14 protein-coding genes are annotated in these 17,636 nt (G+C 48.0%); 4 read left to right on the top strand and 10 right to left on the bottom strand.

Annotated features, from left to right (window positions below; translation table 11 throughout):
• Window positions 1-99 precede the first annotated feature (99 nt).
• The 4 genes from aceF to mdh all read right to left on the bottom strand — a co-directional run bounded on the left by aceF (window position 100) and on the right by mdh (window position 6,743).
• The gene (gene aceF / locus FIU82_RS02455) at window positions 100-2,007 is read right to left on the bottom strand and encodes a pyruvate dehydrogenase complex dihydrolipoyllysine-residue acetyltransferase (protein WP_152440241.1); all 1,908 of its coding nucleotides are present in this window, start codon (window positions 2,005-2,007) and stop codon (window positions 100-102) included.
• An 11-nt stretch (window positions 2,008-2,018) separates the two neighbouring features.
• Window positions 2,019-4,685, bottom strand: a complete 2,667-nt coding sequence (gene aceE / locus FIU82_RS02450; protein WP_022945362.1) for a pyruvate dehydrogenase (acetyl-transferring), homodimeric type — start codon at window positions 4,683-4,685, stop codon at window positions 2,019-2,021.
• An 89-nt stretch (window positions 4,686-4,774) separates the two neighbouring features.
• Window positions 4,775-5,524 (bottom strand): pyruvate dehydrogenase complex transcriptional repressor PdhR, encoded by a 750-nt coding sequence (gene pdhR / locus FIU82_RS02445; RefSeq protein ID WP_022945361.1) that lies wholly within the window; start codon window positions 5,522-5,524, stop codon window positions 4,775-4,777.
• Between the two features lie 283 nt (window positions 5,525-5,807).
• Complete coding sequence (gene mdh, locus FIU82_RS02440; RefSeq protein ID WP_022945360.1) at window positions 5,808-6,743, bottom strand: malate dehydrogenase; 936 nt, start codon at window positions 6,741-6,743, stop codon at window positions 5,808-5,810.
• Between the two features lie 229 nt (window positions 6,744-6,972).
• Between mdh and argR the strand changes: the two genes are divergently transcribed.
• On the top strand, window positions 6,973-7,440 hold the full coding sequence (gene argR / locus FIU82_RS02435; protein ID WP_022945358.1) for a transcriptional regulator ArgR: 468 nt from the start codon (window positions 6,973-6,975) through the stop codon (window positions 7,438-7,440).
• On the opposite strand, the gene FIU82_RS02430 is transcribed toward argR, so the two are convergent.
• The 6 genes from FIU82_RS02430 to FIU82_RS02405 form a co-directional block, all read right to left on the bottom strand.
• Window positions 7,400-8,338: a Dyp-type peroxidase gene (locus FIU82_RS02430; protein ID WP_152440240.1), complete on the bottom strand. Its 939-nt coding sequence runs from the start codon at window positions 8,336-8,338 to the stop codon at window positions 7,400-7,402. The genes argR and FIU82_RS02430 overlap by 41 nt on opposite strands.
• Window positions 8,339-8,430: 92 nt before the next feature.
• On the bottom strand, window positions 8,431-9,465 hold the full coding sequence (locus tag FIU82_RS02425; protein ID WP_151173221.1) for an ABC transporter ATP-binding protein: 1,035 nt from the start codon (window positions 9,463-9,465) through the stop codon (window positions 8,431-8,433).
• On the bottom strand, window positions 9,462-11,096 hold the full coding sequence (locus FIU82_RS02420) for an iron ABC transporter permease (RefSeq protein WP_151173222.1): 1,635 nt from the start codon (window positions 11,094-11,096) through the stop codon (window positions 9,462-9,464). The genes FIU82_RS02425 and FIU82_RS02420 overlap by 4 nt, the downstream gene beginning before the upstream one ends.
• Window positions 11,097-11,109: 13 nt before the next feature.
• Complete coding sequence (locus FIU82_RS02415) at window positions 11,110-12,126, bottom strand: Fe(3+) ABC transporter substrate-binding protein (RefSeq protein WP_022945354.1); 1,017 nt, start codon at window positions 12,124-12,126, stop codon at window positions 11,110-11,112.
• 1,077 nt (window positions 12,127-13,203) lie between these two features.
• Window positions 13,204-13,719 (bottom strand): hypothetical protein, encoded by a 516-nt coding sequence (locus FIU82_RS02410; RefSeq protein WP_152440239.1) that lies wholly within the window; start codon window positions 13,717-13,719, stop codon window positions 13,204-13,206.
• A gap of 294 nt (window positions 13,720-14,013) precedes the next feature.
• A complete protein-coding gene (locus FIU82_RS02405) occupies window positions 14,014-14,460 on the bottom strand; it encodes a Spy/CpxP family protein refolding chaperone (RefSeq protein ID WP_152440238.1) in 447 nt (148 codons plus the stop codon).
• Window positions 14,461-14,625: 165 nt separating this feature from the next.
• On the opposite strand from FIU82_RS02405, the gene FIU82_RS02400 reads away from it, so the two are divergent.
• From FIU82_RS02400 to FIU82_RS02390, 3 genes are read left to right on the top strand one after another with little or no spacing between them, the layout of a single operon-like run.
• The gene (locus tag FIU82_RS02400; protein ID WP_045980572.1) at window positions 14,626-15,309 is read left to right on the top strand and encodes a response regulator transcription factor; all 684 of its coding nucleotides are present in this window, start codon (window positions 14,626-14,628) and stop codon (window positions 15,307-15,309) included.
• On the top strand, window positions 15,310-16,677 hold the full coding sequence (locus tag FIU82_RS02395; RefSeq protein ID WP_152440237.1) for an ATP-binding protein: 1,368 nt from the start codon (window positions 15,310-15,312) through the stop codon (window positions 16,675-16,677).
• A gap of 6 nt (window positions 16,678-16,683) precedes the next feature.
• Window positions 16,684-17,625, top strand: a complete 942-nt coding sequence (locus FIU82_RS02390) for an alpha/beta fold hydrolase (protein WP_152440236.1) — start codon at window positions 16,684-16,686, stop codon at window positions 17,623-17,625.
• Window positions 17,626-17,636 lie beyond the last annotated feature (11 nt).

Here is a 17,636-nt window from a genome sequence, read left to right as displayed (position 1 = left end):
CCATCGCTCACAAAAATTGTGCAAAGATTGTATCATTGCAATTTAAAAAAATCCCAGTAAAAACCGATTACTGGGATTAAAGTTCATTATCTGTATGGCTTACATTACCAAGTGGCGAATATCGCTTAGGTAATTTGCCAGAGTCACAGTAAAGCGTGCTGCCAGCGCACCGTCAATAACACGGTGGTCGTAAGAGCAGCTTAGCGGCACCATTAAGCGCGGCTCAAACTCTTTACCATTCCATTTCGGTTTAAAGTCTGACTTAGAGACACCCAAAATAGCCACCTCAGGCGCATTGACGATAGGCGTAAACGCAGTGCCACCGATGCCACCGAGGCTAGAGATGGTGAAGCAACCGCCCTGCATATCGGCCGAGGTTAGCTTACCATCGCGGGCCTTTTTGGAGATATCCATCAGCTCGCGTGATAACTCCATAATGCCTTTTTTGTTGACATCACGAACCACAGGAACAACGAGGCCATTTGGGGTATCAACCGCAATACCGATATGTACATACTTCTTCAGAATCAAGCTCTCGCCGTCTTCTGAAAGTGATGAGTTAAAGGTTGGGAACTCTTCCAACGCCTTGGCTGCCGCTTTCATCACAAACACTAATGGAGTGATTTTAACGCCCAGCTTTTTCTTCTCAGCCAGCGCGTTTTGCTCTTTACGGAATGCCTCTAAGCTGGTGATATCGGCTTCGTCGTATTGGGTTACATGAGGAATATGTACCCAGTTACGGTGTAAGTTAGCACCAGACAGCTTTTGAATGCGCGATAGCTTCTTCTCTTCGACTTCACCAAACTTGCTGAAGTCGACTTTTGGCCATGGGATCAAGTCGACACCGGCACCGCTGCCGCCTTTACCTGCGCTACCGGATTCAACTTGCTTCACTAAGTCTTTAACATAGTTTTGCACGTCTTCTTTTAACACCCGGTTTTTACGGCCTGTGCCTTTGACTTTCGCCAGGTTAATACCAAACTCACGGGCCAAACGGCGCACTACCGGTGAAGCATGGGCATAATCAGCATTTTCGACGAAGTCTTCACGCTTCGCTGGCGCTGGGCCACTGACCTTGTGCTCTTGCGGTTGCGCGTCGCTTGCCGTTGTTGATTGTTGCTTAGCCGGAGCCTGTTGCTGTGCAGGGGCACTGCCTTGCACCTCAAAGGTAAAGATTAAGCTGCCCGTTTTCACGGTATCGCCCACGGCAACTTTCACTTCTTTTACTTTGCCGGCAAAAGGAGCAGGCACTTCCATAGAAGCTTTATCGCCTTCAACGTTAAGAATCGACTGCTCTTCATCAACGGTGTCGCCAGCACTGACCATCACTTCGGTCACTTCCACTTCGTCGCCGCCAATATCCGGCACCGTCACTTCTTTAACTTCAACACTGCCGCTGTCTTTGTCTGCTTTCGCTTCTTGCTTGTCGCTATCGCTCGAGCTTGGGCTCTCGGTACTGCCACCGCCTGCGGTTTCAAAGATAAATACCAGCGACCCTGTCTTTACGGTGTCGCCGACATTGATTTTGATTTCTTTAACTTTACCAGCTTGTGGCGCAGGCACTTCCATAGAAGCTTTATCGCCTTCAACGTTAAGAATTGATTGTTCTTCTTCAACGCTATCACCGACACTGACCATAATTTCGGTGACTTCAACTTCGTCATCACCAATATCAGGCACAGTAATTTCCACCTCGGCGCCGGCTTCATTGCTAGCACCGCTGTTGTCCTCACTGCTGTCTGCAACCTCGCTTTGCTCGGCATCGGCATTGCCTTGCTCGCCTTCGAAAATCATAATCAAAGTGCCAGTAGAGACGGTATCGCCCTCTTTCACTTTGATTTCTTTTACTACGCCCGCTTCGCTGGCAGGCACTTCCATAGAGGCTTTATCGCCTTCTACGGTAATCAAAGATTGCTCAACTTCAACCTTGTCGCCTACCGAGACAAGCACTTCGGTGACTTCAACTTCATCGCCACCAATATCAGGTACGTTAATTTCAATGCTCATTTGCAAACCCCTTAAGCGTGCAGCGGGTTAATCTTGTCGGCATCAATGTCGAACTTCTTGATTGCTTCTGCAATCACAGATTTTTCTACATCGCCACGTTTCGCTAATTCTGTTAGTGCAGCAACCACCACGTAACCTGCATTCACCTCGAAGTGACGGCGCAGATTCTCGCGGCTGTCGGAGCGGCCATAGCCATCGGTACCCAGTACGCGATATGACTCAGCCGGGATGAAAGCACGAATTTGTTCGGCGTAGTTCTTCATGTAGTCGGTAGCCGCAATCGCAGGCTCTTCACCTAATACAGTTTGCAGATACGGCACTTTCGCCTCTGCCTCTGGGTGCAGCATGTTATAGCGGTCGGCTTCTTGACCATCACGGGTGATCTCATTAAACGAGGTTACCGAGAATATATCTGAGCTAACGCCGTAGTCATCACTTAGAATTTGCGCGGCTTTGCGCACTTCGTTCATGATCGTACCCGAGCTTAATAACTGTACTTTGCCCTTGTTGCCTTCGTAGCTTTCAAGCTTATAAATACCCTTACGGATCCCTTCTTCCGCACCTTCCGGCATGGCTGGCTGATGATAGTTTTCGTTCATCAACGTCAGGTAGTAGTAGATATTTTCTTGGTCTTCACCATACATACGGCGAATACCATCTTGAACGATAACCGCGACTTCATAGCCGAAGGTTGGGTCATAAGAAATACAGTTCGGCACGGTGTTCGCTAGAATATGGCTGTGGCCATCTTCGTGCTGCAACCCTTCTCCGTTAAGCGTTGTTCGCCCTGCGGTGGCACCGAGCAAGAAGCCACGTGCTTGTTGGTCACCGGCCATCCACGCCATATCACCTACACGTTGGAAACCAAACATCGAGTAGTAGATGTAGAACGGGATCATCGGTAGGTCGTTAGTGCTGTATGAGGTCGCCGCAGCAACCCATGAGGACATCGCACCGAGCTCGTTAATACCTTCTTGCAACACCTGACCTTTTTGGTCTTCTTTATAGTAAGCAACGATATCACGGTCTTCCGGGCTGTAATTTTGGCCCCGTGGATTATAAATACCAATTTGACGGAACAAGCCTTCCATACCGAAGGTGCGTGCTTCATCGGCAATAATTGGCACAATGTTTTTGCCAATGCCTTTGTCTTTTAGCAATACATTAAGAGTACGCACAAATGCCATGGTGGTGGAAATATCACGCTTTTGCTCTTCAAGTAATTGCTTGAACGCATCCATCTGCGGCAACTGCAACTGTTCGCTGAAATTAGGCAAACGCGTTGGCGTGTAACCATGCAGCTCTTTACGACGGGCGTGCATATACTCGTACTCTTTTGAGCCTTCTTCTAAGGTCAGGTACGGTAAGTCTTTAAGCTCATCTTCGGAAACAAGATCTTCTAACCCTAAGCGCTTACGTAAGTGAGCCACGTGGGTCATGTCCATTTTCTTCACTTGGTGAGCAATGTTTTTACCTTCGGCGGCATCGCCCATACCATAACCTTTAACGGTTTTAGCTAAGATCACCGTAGGACGGCCCTTGGTATCTTGCGCCGATTTAAAGGCTGCGAATAGCTTCGATGGCTCGTGACCACCGCGCTTTAAGGCAAAGATTTCGTCGTCGGTCATATCGGCAACAAGAGCTGCTGTTTCTGGGTAACGACCGAAGAAGTGCTCGCGCACATAGGCACCGTCTTTTGACTTATAGGTTTGGTAATCGCCGTCAACCGTTTCGTTCATCAGCTGTAGCAATTTACCTGTGGTGTCTTTAGCCAGTAATTTATCCCAGCCACTGCCCCACACGACTTTGATGACGTTCCAACCAGCCCCTTTGAACAGGCCTTCAAGCTCTTGGATAATCTTGCCATTACCCATAACTGGGCCATCAAGACGCTGCAGGTTACAGTTAATTAGGTAGCATAAGTTGTCCAAGCCTTCACGAGCAGCAAAGGAAATTGCGCCCCGTGATTCTGGCTCATCCATTTCACCATCACCTAGGAAGGCATAAACGCGTTGGTTGCTGGTGTCTTTCAGGCCACGACCTTCAAGATACTTAAGGAAGCGAGCTTGATAGATTGAAGCGATAGGGCCTAGACCCATAGACACAGTTGGGAACTGCCAAAACTCAGGCATCAACTTAGGGTGTGGGTATGAAGGTAACCCTTTTCCATCTACTTCTTGGCGGAAATTATCAAGCTGCTCTGCGCTCAGGCGCCCTTCGACGAAGGCACGTGCATAAATACCCGGTGAAATGTGACCTTGGTAATACACCAAATCACCACCGTCTTGCTCATTTGGCGCGCGGAAGAAGTGGTTGAAGCAAACTTCATAAAATGCCGCTGATGATTGGAAAGACGCCATGTGTCCACCCAAGTCAAGATCCTTTTTCGAGGCACGCAGAACAATCATAATCGCATTCCAGCGAATGATAGAGCGGATACGACGCTCAACGTTCACATCACCTGGGTACGCTGGCTCTTGGTCAGCGGGGATGGTATTGACGTAGTTTGTGGTAGTGCCAGTTGGCATATCTACGCCATCAAGACGTGCTTGCTCTAGCACTTGTTCAAGGATGTATTGAGCTCGCTCAACGCCCTCTTCACGCACAACCGACTCAAGGGCTTGTAGCCATTCCTGGGTTTCGAGTGCGTCTACGTCAACGTTATTGACTTCAGACATATGGAGTTTTCCTTATGTTTAAAATACGAATTTAAAATGCCAAAAAGCCCCAGCTTAAGCGCGATGCTCAACTGAGGCTTACAGCGAATTTATTGTGCTCTGGTACGTCGCAAAGAGCGCTCAATACGCGAATGCTCTTTCGTTGCTTCCAGTAAGGCTTCTTCGATAAAGGCTAAGTGCGCATTACTGGCCAGGCGTGCCTCTTCTGGGCGGCCTTCAATGACGGCGTCCATCAACACTTTGCGGTGCTGCGCTAATTGCTGCGACACGGCGGTTTTCTTCATCAATACCTGCAAGTTTTGCAGTACGTTTTGCTCTAGTAAAGCTTGCATGCCACGCACCAAGTGCAGTAACACCACGTTATGAGACGCTTCAGCGATACAAAAGTGAAAAGCATTAATAGCTTTCGCTTTGGCACTCAGGTCATCACTTACTTGCGCTATTTTTTCAAAGCTATGCTTTACCTTTACAAAGTCATTTTGAGTCCCGCGCAATGCCGCATAATAGGCGGCGATACCTTCGAGGGCGTGGCGAAACTCAAGCAAATCAAACTGCGACTCTGGGTGCTTACTGATCAACTCAAACAGTGGATCACTTAAGCCCTCTTCCAATTGATTCTTTACAAAGGTGCCACCACCTTGGCGGCGCGTAACCAACCCCTTGGCTTCGAGTTTTTGAATTGCCTCACGCAGCGATGGGCGTGATACTTCAAACTGCTTAGCCAGCTCACGCTCAGGCGGAAGCTTTTCCCCCGGCGCCAGCGATCCCTCAAGAATCATATTCTCAAGCTGGGCCAAGATCACGTCCGATAATTTCGCTGCTTTTACTTTCAATGACATCGTTGATTTATGCTTTGGGTAAATTGGTCATACCAAAAAGTGCGGTTAAGGTATCAAATTCACCGCAAGCTGTCAAAATTGACCCAGTTCACATCAATTTTTATTCAGCCAATTATGGTGGATATGCGCGCAAATTAAAGTAATTTACGCTTAGCGACAAATGGTCAGACCAGTGGAAGGAAAGGAAATAAATGCACAAAAAAGCCCCTATAGCAGAACTATAGGGGCTTTTAGCATGATATCGCTATTAGCCAATATCATGAAGTAACGGCCATAGCGGCTATTACTTATTCATGAAGTCGATGCCTTCTTGAATATCTTTATTCAAGGTGCCTAGCATGTCTTCTTTGGCTTGTTGTTCAAAGGCGCTTAGTTCACCGTAAGAAAGCAACTCTTCGACACCATTTTTACCAAGACGTACTGGCTGAGCGAAGAACTGTGCGTCTTCACCATTGCCTTCAACATAGGCGTATTCAACAACATCTTCACCTTGCATGCCTTTGACTAGTGACAAGCAGAAGCGCGCTGCAGCTGCGCCCATAGAAAGTGTAGCACTACCGCCACCCGCTTTTGCTTCAACAACTTCGGTACCGGCGTTTTGGATACGCTTAGTTAGCGCAGCAACTTCCTCATCAGAGAAGCTCGCACCTTCTACTTGAGACAGTAGAGGTAGAATAGTCGTCCCTGAGTGACCACCAATTACTGGCACTTTCACGTCGTTCACGTTCAAGCCTTTTAGCTCAGCAATGAAAGTTTCTGCACGGATGACGTCAAGTGTTGTTACACCAAATACGCGTGCAGGGTCATAAGTGCCCGCTTTTTTGAATACTTCAGCCACGATTGGCACTGTGCCATTGACTGGGTTAGTGATAACACCGACCATGGCTTTCGGGCAGTTTTTAACAATGCCTTCAGCTAGCGTCTGGACAATGCTGGCGTTTACATTGAACAAATCAGCGCGGTCCATGCCCGGCTTACGCGGCATACCCGCTGGGATTAAAACAATGTCACAACCGTTTAGTGCTGCGTCTAAGTCTTCTTTACCGAAGCCCTTTACATCAACCGCAGTTGGGATGTGTGACAGGTCAACAGCAACACCAGGAACCACAGGGGCTACGTCGTATAGAGCAAGCTCAGAACCAGCAGGAAGGCTATTTTTTAGTAGCAAAGAGAGCGCTTGACCGATACCACCGGCAGCACCTAAAACGGCAACTTTCATTTTAATTCTCCGTAAAATAACGAGATTGGGTTATCAAGATTTGGGTCATCTGACCTTTTGGTGGCCTTAAAGATAATGAAAAGCGCCGATAAAGACAAATTTATCCGCGTTATTTTGACGATAATCTCGACCATAGTCGTAAACTTCACTGTAAACCCCAGTGCCTTGGATGAAATAACCCCGGTTCTTGGGTAGAATGATAAGACTTTAAGCTACAAAGACCATTATTATGCACGCGCAAGAAAAACAAGAAGCCTTGGTAAAAGCCTTTAAAGCCCTCCTAAAAGAAGAAAATTTCGGCTCACAAGGAGAGATTGTTGATGCCTTAAAAGAACAAGGCTTCGATAACATCAGCCAAAGCAAAGTTTCGCGCATGCTCAGCAAGTTTGGTGCGGTGCGTACACGCAACGCCAAACAAGAAATGGTCTATTGCTTACCCGCAGAATTAGCCGTTCCCACAGCGAAGTCGCCACTGCGCCAATTAGTGCTGGATATTGTTCACAATGAGATGATGATCATCATCACCACCAGCCCGGGTGCAGCACAATTAATCGCGCGTTTGCTCGATTCTCTCGGTAAGGCCGATGGCGTGCTAGGAACCATAGCCGGGGATGACACCATCTTTATTGCCCCCGCCAAAGTCTCTGAAATTGATATTACTCTGGAGCGGGTGCGTAAGCTGTTTGAGAACGTGTAGCCAACGACTTTAGAAAATCCACCGAGGGGGCAAAAAACGCTGAGCCCATGTCAGCTTGGGTAAAGTCCAGCCAAGCATCATAATGATGATGATCCCCTAGCTGACTTTTCAGCATTTGCGTAAACGCGTCGCCACTGGCGGCGCAGGTCACCGACAGCAAGCCTTGCTTGGTCATGGTGCCAAAAGGCATGCCCTGGTGCAGTAACAGCGGCTCGCCTTTTTCATCTTTCAACTCTGAGCGCGCCGCGTGACTGTTGGCATTAATCGGCATTAGCAGCTCGGCATCCAGACGAGTACGGCCAATCACCAACTCTTGTTCTTCAATACTGAGCGCTTGCCAGGCATTGAGGTTGTGGGTAAAGCGCTGGACGTGCACATAACTGCCTTTTACAAAATCATTGCTGGGGTCATTAATGAGCGCCGTGAGATTTTTTTGCCGTCCATGAGGTGTATCTGGAGCGTAAAGAAAGCCATTAAAATCACGCCCGTCTAAAAAGCGATAACAGGTGATTTCCTCAACAAGCTCCACATCACTGCCTAACAGTTTCAATACTCGCTGGCCAAATAGATGATTGACATCTTCCCGGTCCGAGCGAATTTGTATAAACAAATCGAACGGCTGTGCTAGCACGTGGTGGTCACGGTTGGGGATACTCGGAAAGCTCGCTAATTCTGCAGGCATGGCATCGGGATGAAAATGCGGCCAGTACTGCGCACCTATGGCGACAAAGCTGGAAACCATAGCCTCAGAGAAGCGATCATCGTATTCGCTTTGCAGGTCCACTAACTGTGCGAGCTTACTTTTAACTGCGTGATCATGGCCATCAAGGACATTGAGAAACAAGTGCAAGCCGTGCAAATTGGCCTGCGCGCACACACCGGATTGCGCTCTGGGCATTAAGTTACCATTCCTTTCGTTGTTATTGTTAGCAGCGCCTATTACGGGCGCTAAGCCGCCCGCGCGGCTACATACAGGCTATGAATTCGCGCTTAATCAGCGAAGAAATTCACAGAGTGTGGGGTAATTGTAAGCGATAGCTTCTGACTCGGCAAAAACTCTTGTTCAGCTTTAGCAGGAATTTCAACTTCTTGAGCAAACACGCTGACGCGATAAACGTATTCTGTGCCGACAAAACGCTGTGATAGTAACGTCACTTCACCGTGTTCATCACCAATCAACTGCATATCGTGAGGACGAACATACACTTGCCCCTTTCCCGATGATGGCAAAGGCTGTAAAGAGCGCACAATACCAAAGGGCGTTTGTACATGCTCGGCATCAACGATAGTGGCATCAATATACACACCCGTGCCTAAAAACTCTGCCACGACTTTAGAGTTAGGGTGCTGGAATAATTGTTTCGCCGTACCTTGCTGCGCAATTTGTCCGTTGTGCATGACCGCTAATGTGTCGGCAAAGGCAAATGCTTCTTCTTTGGAGTGGGTCACAAAAATAGCAGAGACGCGCTGGTCTTTAATAATGCGGCGAATGTCAGCAATTAGTTGAAAACGCACCTGATGGTCAATATTCGAAAACGGCTCATCAAGTAGCAATAGGCTAGGTTTGTATGCCAGCGCTCTAGCTATGGCAACACGTTGCTGTTGGCCGCCTGAAAGCTGGTGTGGATAACGCCCTCCACACTCATCTAGATGCACCAGTGCGAGCATTTCCGCGACCCGCTGCTGTTTGTTTGCTTTGCTCATGCCCTTTAAACCAAAGGCTATGTTTTGCGCCACGGTTAAGTGTGGAAACAGCGCGTAATCCTGAAACATCATACCCATGTTGCGGTGCTGTGGGGGCACACAATGCTGGTCACTACACAGGACCTCTTTCCCTAAGCGGATCACCCCTCGATGTGGACGTATAAGCCCAGCAATGGCTTTTAGTGTGGTTGTTTTGCCGCAACCGCTGGCGCCTAGCAAACACAAAATCTCATCGTCTGCTAAGGTCAGGCTTAAATTGTTGACCACTGCCCGCTCAGCGTATTCGAAACTAATGTTGTCTAATTCTAGTTGCGCTGTCATGACCGAGAATGCTCCATTGAGCGGTTAATAAAATACAAGGGCAGTAGCCCCACTAATACAATAAATAGTGCCGACACTGAAGCCAGCTCTAATTGCTCATCGCTCACATACTGAAACACATGGGTCGCCAATGTTTCAAAGTTAAATGGCCGCAACAGTAATGCTGCTGGCAACTCTTTCATACACTCGATAAACACTAATAAGGCAGCGGTTAAGATACCGCGTTTAAGAATGGGAATATGCACGCCAAGTAAGGTTTGTCGCTCATTGCGGCCCATTGAGTGGCTGGCCATATCCAAGCTCGGGCTAATGCGGCTAAAGCTTGATTCTATGGCGCCATGGGCAATGGCGTAAAATCGCACCAAGTAACCAAACACGATGGCAAATATAGTACCGCTTAAGAATAACCCTGGTTGATAGTCATATTGGGCGAGCCAATCATTAATGCCGACTTCTAAACTAGTCAGTGGTAACAGCACCGCAATGGCTAAAACGGTGCCAGGTAAGGCGTATCCAGTGCTGGCTAAGCGCCCAGGCCACAGTGTATATCGTGCTGTACTCAAGCGTTGGTAGTACACCACAAGAATACTCAGGGTAATGGCGAGGATGCTGACCATAGTGGCAATTTTTAGGCTTTGCCAAGCATAGAGGAAAAACTCATCATTCCACGCTTGGTCAAAATAATTAAACGCGTAGCTAACCAGCACCGCCGTCGGAATAGCGAAAGCAAGCGCCAAAATAACTAAGGCAAAGCCTGTAGCTGCCAACGCTTTAGCTCCTTTGAGAGTATAAAGAGGCTCACCGCTTAGCTGGGTTTGGCGCTCAAATACGGCGCGGTTGCGGCGCGAATAACGCTCAATAATGATAGCCAAAAACAAAATGAGCAGCATGATCCCTGAGATTTTCGCAGCGGCGGTTAATGAATAATACCCAAACCAAGTATCGTACACCGCTGTCGTTAGGGTGCTTACAGCAAAGTAATTGACGGTGGCAAAATCCGCCATCGCCTCCATGCTAATTAAGGTTATAGCGGCGACAATCGCCCCTCGAGCTAAAGGAAGACTGACTTTAAAAAAGCCTGCAACTGGGCCGTGTCCCATAATATGGGCGGCTTGAACCAGCTTATGAGACTGCTCCTTCAGCGCGGTTTTAAAAATTAAGAATAAGTAGGGGTACAGCACTAACGCAATCATCACGATTGCGCCACCGAGCGTACGAATATCAAAAAACCAGTAATCATCCGGCGATTGCCAGCCAAACCACTGCCGTAACTGAATTTGCACCGGACCAGCATAATCCAGTAAGTCGGTATAAACATAGGCAATAAGATAGGTAGGCATGGCTAAGGGCAGCATCAAAGCCCATTCAAAGTGTTTTCGCCCCGGAAAGTCGCAGCAGGCGACCAACCACCCTAAAGGCAACGCAATCAAGCAACTCAATAGCGCTACACCGAGGATCAACACTAAGGTATTACGGGTATAATCCCACAGCACCGTATCCCAGAGGTGGTTAAACACGTTGGGATCACTTTGCAAGGACTCAAAAATAAGGAAAGCTAACGGCAACGACAGGCCTAAGCCTGTCGTCCACGCAATAAGCTGCCACGATGACAGCGAGAATTTAAAGCGCATCAATACCCAGTAATTAAAGGTCGAATTTTACCTCATCGAGCAGCTTCAACGCCGTTTGACGATGTTTACTGATTTCCGATAAAGGCAGAGAGTCCTCTTTAAAGTCACCCCAAGAGGCAACTAACTCAGACAATGGCACACCCTTTTTCACTGGGTATTCCATATTCACAGAGGCATACATATTTTGCGCTGTATTGTCGGTCATAAACTCGATCAGTTTCAAGGCGTTATCCTTGTTTTTAGCATACTTTGTTAAGGCAACGCCGGAGACATTAACGTGCGCTCCTCGGTCTTGTTGGTTAGGAAAGTTAATATAAACGGCATCAGCCCAAGTACGTTGTTGCTCGTCTTGCATCATTTTTCCAAAGTAATAGCTGTTACCGATGGCCACATCGCACAGCCCTTCTTTTACGGCCTTAACCTGCGCTCGATCGTTGCCCTGCGGTTTACGGGCAAGGTTCTGCTTTAACGCTGTTAACCACTGCTTGGTTTGTGCTTCACCGTGATGGGCAATCATAGATGCGACCAACGCCAAGTTATAAGGGTGCTTGCCTGAGCGCATGCACACCTTACCTGCAAATTGCTCGCTCCCCAGGTCTTCATAGCGCACGCTGCTTAACTGGCCCACACGTTCTTTTGACGAGTAGACATTGCGCACCCGTTTGGTTAATGCCACCCATTGCCCATTGGGGTCGCGGAAGCTAGCAGGAATATTGTCGGCCACCGCGTCGCTATTAATGCTTTGCGTTAGCTCCATATCGTCTAGTTGCATTAAGGCACTAAAATTAGAGGTAAGTACTAAATCAGCGCGAGTATGCTTGCCTTCACGCTTTAAGCGCTCAATAAGCCCTTTTTTCGCAAACACCACGTTGGTCTCTATTCCCGTTTGTGCTGTAAACTTCTCTAGTATGGGCTCAATAAGAAAAGGCTGACGAAACGAGTAAATATTGACGCTGTCTTGCGCCAAGGTGGGAGCGGCTGTTAACGTAGTGAGTAACGATGCCAAGCCCAAAGCCAATGCTTTTTTCATAAAGCCTCCAATAGATAAAAATAATTCTCAAGCGCATCATATCTTTTGCACCGCAAAAGTACAGCACCATCATCACAACATAAACACCAGCTGAACAACTTCCATCTTTGCCCGAGTTACTGTGAGATATATCTCACATAGCATCAGGTTATTGCGTCATTTGCGATAAAGAACAGCACGCAAAAATACACAAAACACTGATAAATAATAGATTTTTAATTATTTCGTTTATTTTACTAAATCAGTGTTTGTTACCACTACCTGACCTGTACCTAATTCATCCTTATACTGTCTCCATCGCTTGTAAGGGCATATGGGCGATAAAGTTAAGGAAAGCCAACCTCAAAGGACGGACCGGAAGTTCAAGGACAGGCGCAGGACGCGTAACGCAACGGACACGCAGACAGGACGGTAGGATTTGGCAAGATGCCATAGAAGGACAGGTGCAGGACGCATAACACAAGGGAATTGTTATTCTAAGGATAGTCAAGGGAAAACGGCAAGATGCCAATATGGACAGATGCAGGATGCATAACGCAAAGGAGTTGCTACTTTAAGGACAGCAAAGGAAAAATAGGCAGGATGCCGAGCACACCGGACGTGATACTCAAGGTTGAGTATAGGACAGGCGAGTGAACGCAGCTCACAAAGGAAATGTGAATAAGGACAGCGAAGGATTTGTCAGTGATAGCTCCACTGAGGATTATGTGCAGGATGTACATATCACAGGAAGTACAGGATGAGCTAAACAATCATAGCAGTCATAATGCGAACCACATGCGACTGACTTGGATGTGTATCACAGGTTTATACAGGAAGTGGACAAGGATGAACCTACAAAGCGATTTGTAGCGCTCACTACGGTGAGTAAAGGAACATTGGACTTGCTCCAATCCCGGCAGGAAGCTGGAAATTATTCCGTCAGCGCGGCCCTCAACGGCCGCGTATTTTTTTGCCTATCGCACACGCCTAGTGGTGATACTCAGATACCACGAAAACACCGCAATACTCAGATAGACAACTGTAACGGTGCTGTGCACTGAAGCACCGTATTCCACTACTTTCACACATCAGTCGTTATTGTAAAAAAGCCTGCTTAGAGTTTACCTCACACTGCTCTACAGGACGGGCTTGAAGCGAGCGACTCACCACCCAACAGTCGTCATAAATTGAGCAGTAACACAGCTCGATTTCGAGGCGTTTATCTATCTTTAAGATATTTTCTACAGCCTCCCCTTTGTATACCAAGGGCTTTATCATTTCGCCTGCAGGAAGCGTGGTTGAACTTATATGGGATTGGTAAATGGAGTTGAACTCAGGTAAATCCGACCACTGCTGCAAATACCGCTTATCGATACTGACTTTTACATACTTAATAATGGCCGGGCCCGTGCCTCTATTCGCCACGCCATAACTAAAGCGATCCTTTCCTTTGCTTCTGAAAACCTCTACTTTTGGCCACACAGAAGCTTTCGCGTAGGCGCGATCTATGTACGCAGAATAAATAGAGATAAAGGCCGTAATTAAGCCAATAAAAAGCGCGGTCAGCGCAATGAGCATTTCTGGATTTTTATACCACTTCTGTTTTTCCAACAACTTAGTCCTTTAATACGCGAAGCCGCTGTATTGTGTTCGCTCCGTAAACTTGGGCCCTACCCCAATACAGCATCGATAATGGTTATTTCCGTGGCTCAAGGGAGAGAGAAAACCACGACATACCTGATCAACTTTAAGCATTTACATTTTAGTAAGCTATCGAGTCATAGCTCAACGTTATTATTGATAGCAAAATTTGCTATCGCTTACTAGCACTTAAGCGCAAGTCACTGAAAATGTCCGCACAAAAAAACGACCCAATGGGCCGTTTACGTGCACTAACATAAAATTTTAATGATCACGCTTATGATGGCCGCGCGACTGACGCTTTTCCTTGAGTTCCTGCAACTTTTGTTGCTGCTGCTCGGTGAGTAAGTTCCATATTTGATGCTGGGTGTGTAACCGTGCAACCTTACGTTCAAGCTGTTTAGCTTGCTGCTCTTGGATTAACGCTCGCGCAGCCTGCTCATCGAAGCTCGCATTGGTGTGCGTTAAGGCATTTAGCTGCTGTTTCATGTCACCACGCTGGTCTCGCTGCGGCTGCAGTTGCTTTTGCGCATCTAAAATAGCCTCGATTTGGCTCTGTTGCTGCTCGCTAAGCTGTAAATAATTGGCCATACGCTTGTTAAACATACCACGCTCACCATGGTTGTGGTGAGCGCCTTGACCAGCAAACACGGCGCTGGATGCCAAGGCTAAAGAAAGCAACGTTGCGCTGATACTCTTACCTAGTTTCATTGTGGACTCCTTGTTTGTCCTGATTGAAAACAATTCACAGTGCCTAGCATAGCGCCGTCAACGCAAAGCACTGTCAGGGCGGTGTAAAGGTTATGTAAAGGATTCACACTGCTGGCAAGGGATAAGGTAGTATAGCGTTGTCGCTGTATACGTACTGGGAATGACATGCATATTTTACTAACCGACGATGATACTGAACTAGCGCAAATGCTCAGCGAATACCTACAGAGCCAGCATTTCCAAGTGACCTGTGCGCATGATGGAAAAACAGGCTTGGAGCTTGCCGAAACTGGCAATTTTGATCTGTTATTACTGGATGTCATGCTGCCAGAGTTAGATGGCTTCGAGGTCTTAAAAAGGCTCAGAGCTCAATCGCTGATGCCAGTCATCATGCTGACCGCTAAAGGCGATGATTTTGATCGTATTTTTGGCCTAGAGCTCGGTGCCGATGACTATATCCCCAAGCCTTTCAACCACCGAGAGCTGCTCGCCCGCGTCAAGGCTATTACTCGACGCATCGAGCATATCAATGCCACTAAGCCTCGTCAGGACTTACAGTTTGCCGGTCTGGATATGTGTATGCATAGCCGCAGCGTCAGCGCCAATACACAGCCTTTGGCACTCACCGGCACTGAGTTTGCTATTTTGCACTTATTACTACAACAACCGGGCACCGTGATCAGTAAAGAGCAAATAAGTGAACAAGTGTTGGGCCGCCGCTTAGCGCCATATGACCGCTCTATTGACATGCATGTCAGTAACTTGCGCAAGAAAATAGCCGAACACATTGAGGCCGAGCGTATTCGCACGCTACGCGGTGCCGGTTACGTCTTGGTGGGAGATGCGTAAATGCGGCCATTGTTTAGCAAACTTTATGTGAAAATATTCTTGTGGTTTTGGCTCACCCTAGCCGCGACCTTCGCGTTGCTTGCCGGGCTAAGCTCGATGAGCTTCAGTGAACTGTCTTATGAGCCTTTACGCGGTGGCGATGCGCACTACTTAAAGCGCTTAGGGCATGCCATTGAGCGCAGTGCTAATAAACACGATATCAGCGCTGAGCAGCTCATCAACCATGGCCGCTTTGCCAAAAGAAAGCAGCTTTATCTGTATTCTGTTGACCAAGATAAAGCGCTACAGAACTTCACCCCACCCCACGACATTGGCCTCAATGAGCTTAATTTTCGCCAGAGCATGGCTCCACAAATGATTTTCCACGAGCACTTTCAAGCATTAGGCCCTTTGCTGATCACCCTACCGGACGGGCAATATCAGCTGTATGAGCTGCGCCCCGGGCGCAAGCTACCTTGGTTATTGCGGCTCAAACTCATGCCTACTTGGCTTAAGGTAGTTGTGGCTTTGGGTGCCTCTTTGTTGTTGAGTTTGCTGTTTACCCGCACCTTGATCACACCGGTCAATGCGCTACGAAGCGCCGCGAAAGACATCGCCGCAGGTAATTTACAAAGTCGTGCGCCGAGTAACGTTCGCCATGATGAGCTTGGCGTTCTCACCGACGAGTTCAATGCCATGGCGGCGCGTCTAGAAACCCTTGTGAATAGTCAACGTTCGTTGTTGGGTGATATTTCTCATGAGCTACGTTCGCCATTAACGCGACTCTCGCTCGCCTGTGCATTAGCCCAAGACAGTGCCGATAGCGCAACCTTATTACAACTGCAGCGCATAGAAAAAGAAACCAAGCAGCTTGATACACTTATTGCCCGTATTTTGATGCTCTCACGGCTAGAAAATCGTCAACAAAGTATTGCGCGCCAGCGCATCAGTGTGCGTGAGTTACTGGCTCCGGTATTTGCCGACGCCAAGTTCGAGGCCGACTCTGAGCATAAGCAGCTCTCTCTTGCTGAGCTCAGTGATAGCCATTTCCTCAACATTGACCCCCAAGTGGTAGCCAGTGCCTGCGATAACTTACTGCGTAACGCAATCAAATATGCCAATCAGCATATTGAAGTGAGCTTGCAGTGGATAGACACGATAATGCTACTGTCTATTAGCGACGATGGTCCTGGCGTTGCTGAGCATGAGCTTGCTCATCTCAAGGAACCCTTTTACCGCGTTGGCTCTGCGCGCAGCCGCGATAGTGGCGGCACCGGTTTAGGCTTAGCGATTGCCAACAAGGCTATAGCGGCCCACAATGGGGAACTTGTATTGCAAAATAACCCTCAAGGTGGTTTAGTAGCGACCATAAAACTCCCTACGACCTGATACTGAATGTTCTACTCCAGCGAAGCACTACTGCATAAAAATGATGACGCCATCGCGCAATTTTGGCAGCAAGATATGCATAAGGGCTTTGTGGACACACGCCAAGGTAAGTTATTTTACGCCTACCATTTACCCTACCAAGCTGACTTTGCGTTAGTGATCAGCTCAGGGCGCATTGAAGCGGCACAGAAATACCAAGAGCTGCTGTGGGAATTTGCGCGTAATAACATTGCCGTGTTTATTGTTGACCATCAAGGTCAAGGGCGCTCTTATCGCCATCTTGAAGATAGCCACAAAGGGTATGTAGGGCACTTTGATGATTACAGCCGAGACCTTGCGCAATTTGTAAACGAGGTGGTTGAACGCCACTGGCAAGGGAAAAAAATACTCCTTGGCCACTCCATGGGGGGAGCAATCGCTTTAGACTATCTTTGTCACCACCGCCATTCGTTCAGCGGCGCGTTTTTAAGCGCCCCGATGCTGCAACTGGATACCGGTAATATCAAAGCTTGGCAAGCACGCTTATGGGCATGGCTAATGACCTTAGTCGGTCAAGGCGGGCGTTATGTCCCTGGACACGGCCCTTATCGTAATATCCCCTTTGCAGAAAATGAACTCACCCACAGTGAAGCCCGGTATACGCGCTTTCGCCAGTTATATGAGCAGCACAGCGATATGCAATTAGGGGGGGTGACTTACGCCTGGCTTAACGCCGCTTTTGCCGCTATCAAGAAGCTACGGACCTGCCAATGTCCTGTGCCGTTATTTGTCGCTGCAGCACAATGCGATACCGTGGTTGACCCAAGTCCTTATAACGACTTTATCCATGGTCAACGCCAAGCTGTATTAAAAACCTATCAAGGGGCTAAGCATGAGCTGTTATGCGAGCACGATACGGTGCGTAAGCCACTCATTCGCGACTTACTCACCTTCTGTCAGGGCTTGTAGTTTAAGGCAGG

This window comes from Pseudoalteromonas sp. THAF3 (assembly GCF_009363775.1).
Taxonomy (GTDB): Bacteria; Pseudomonadota; Gammaproteobacteria; order Enterobacterales; family Alteromonadaceae; genus Pseudoalteromonas; species Pseudoalteromonas ruthenica.
Note: the sequence above shows the minus strand (reverse complement) of the source record. Positions and strands in the feature narration are given on the sequence as shown.

Excerpts from the sequence above, each read along its gene's own strand:
- FIU82_RS02395 (WP_152440237.1), top strand. The coding sequence starts at position 15,310 with ATGCGGCCATTGTTTAGCAAACTTTATGTGAAAATATTCTTGTGGTTT.
- FIU82_RS02425 (WP_151173221.1), bottom strand. The coding sequence starts at position 9,465 with ATGACAGCGCAACTAGAATTAGACAACATTAGTTTCGAATACGCTGAG.
- argR (WP_022945358.1), top strand. The coding sequence starts at position 6,973 with ATGCACGCGCAAGAAAAACAAGAAGCCTTGGTAAAAGCCTTTAAAGCC.
- FIU82_RS02430 (WP_152440240.1), bottom strand. The coding sequence starts at position 8,338 with ATGCCCAGAGCGCAATCCGGTGTGTGCGCGCAGGCCAATTTGCACGGC.
- FIU82_RS02405 (WP_152440238.1), bottom strand. The coding sequence starts at position 14,460 with ATGAAACTAGGTAAGAGTATCAGCGCAACGTTGCTTTCTTTAGCCTTG.
- aceE (WP_022945362.1), bottom strand. The coding sequence starts at position 4,685 with ATGTCTGAAGTCAATAACGTTGACGTAGACGCACTCGAAACCCAGGAA.
- FIU82_RS02390 (WP_152440236.1), top strand. The coding sequence starts at position 16,684 with ATGTTCTACTCCAGCGAAGCACTACTGCATAAAAATGATGACGCCATC.
- FIU82_RS02400 (WP_045980572.1), top strand. The coding sequence starts at position 14,626 with ATGCATATTTTACTAACCGACGATGATACTGAACTAGCGCAAATGCTC.
- FIU82_RS02415 (WP_022945354.1), bottom strand. The coding sequence starts at position 12,126 with ATGAAAAAAGCATTGGCTTTGGGCTTGGCATCGTTACTCACTACGTTA.
- aceF (WP_152440241.1), bottom strand. The coding sequence starts at position 2,007 with ATGAGCATTGAAATTAACGTACCTGATATTGGTGGCGATGAAGTTGAA.
- mdh (WP_022945360.1), bottom strand. The coding sequence starts at position 6,743 with ATGAAAGTTGCCGTTTTAGGTGCTGCCGGTGGTATCGGTCAAGCGCTC.
- pdhR (WP_022945361.1), bottom strand. The coding sequence starts at position 5,524 with ATGTCATTGAAAGTAAAAGCAGCGAAATTATCGGACGTGATCTTGGCC.
- FIU82_RS02420 (WP_151173222.1), bottom strand. The coding sequence starts at position 11,096 with ATGCGCTTTAAATTCTCGCTGTCATCGTGGCAGCTTATTGCGTGGACG.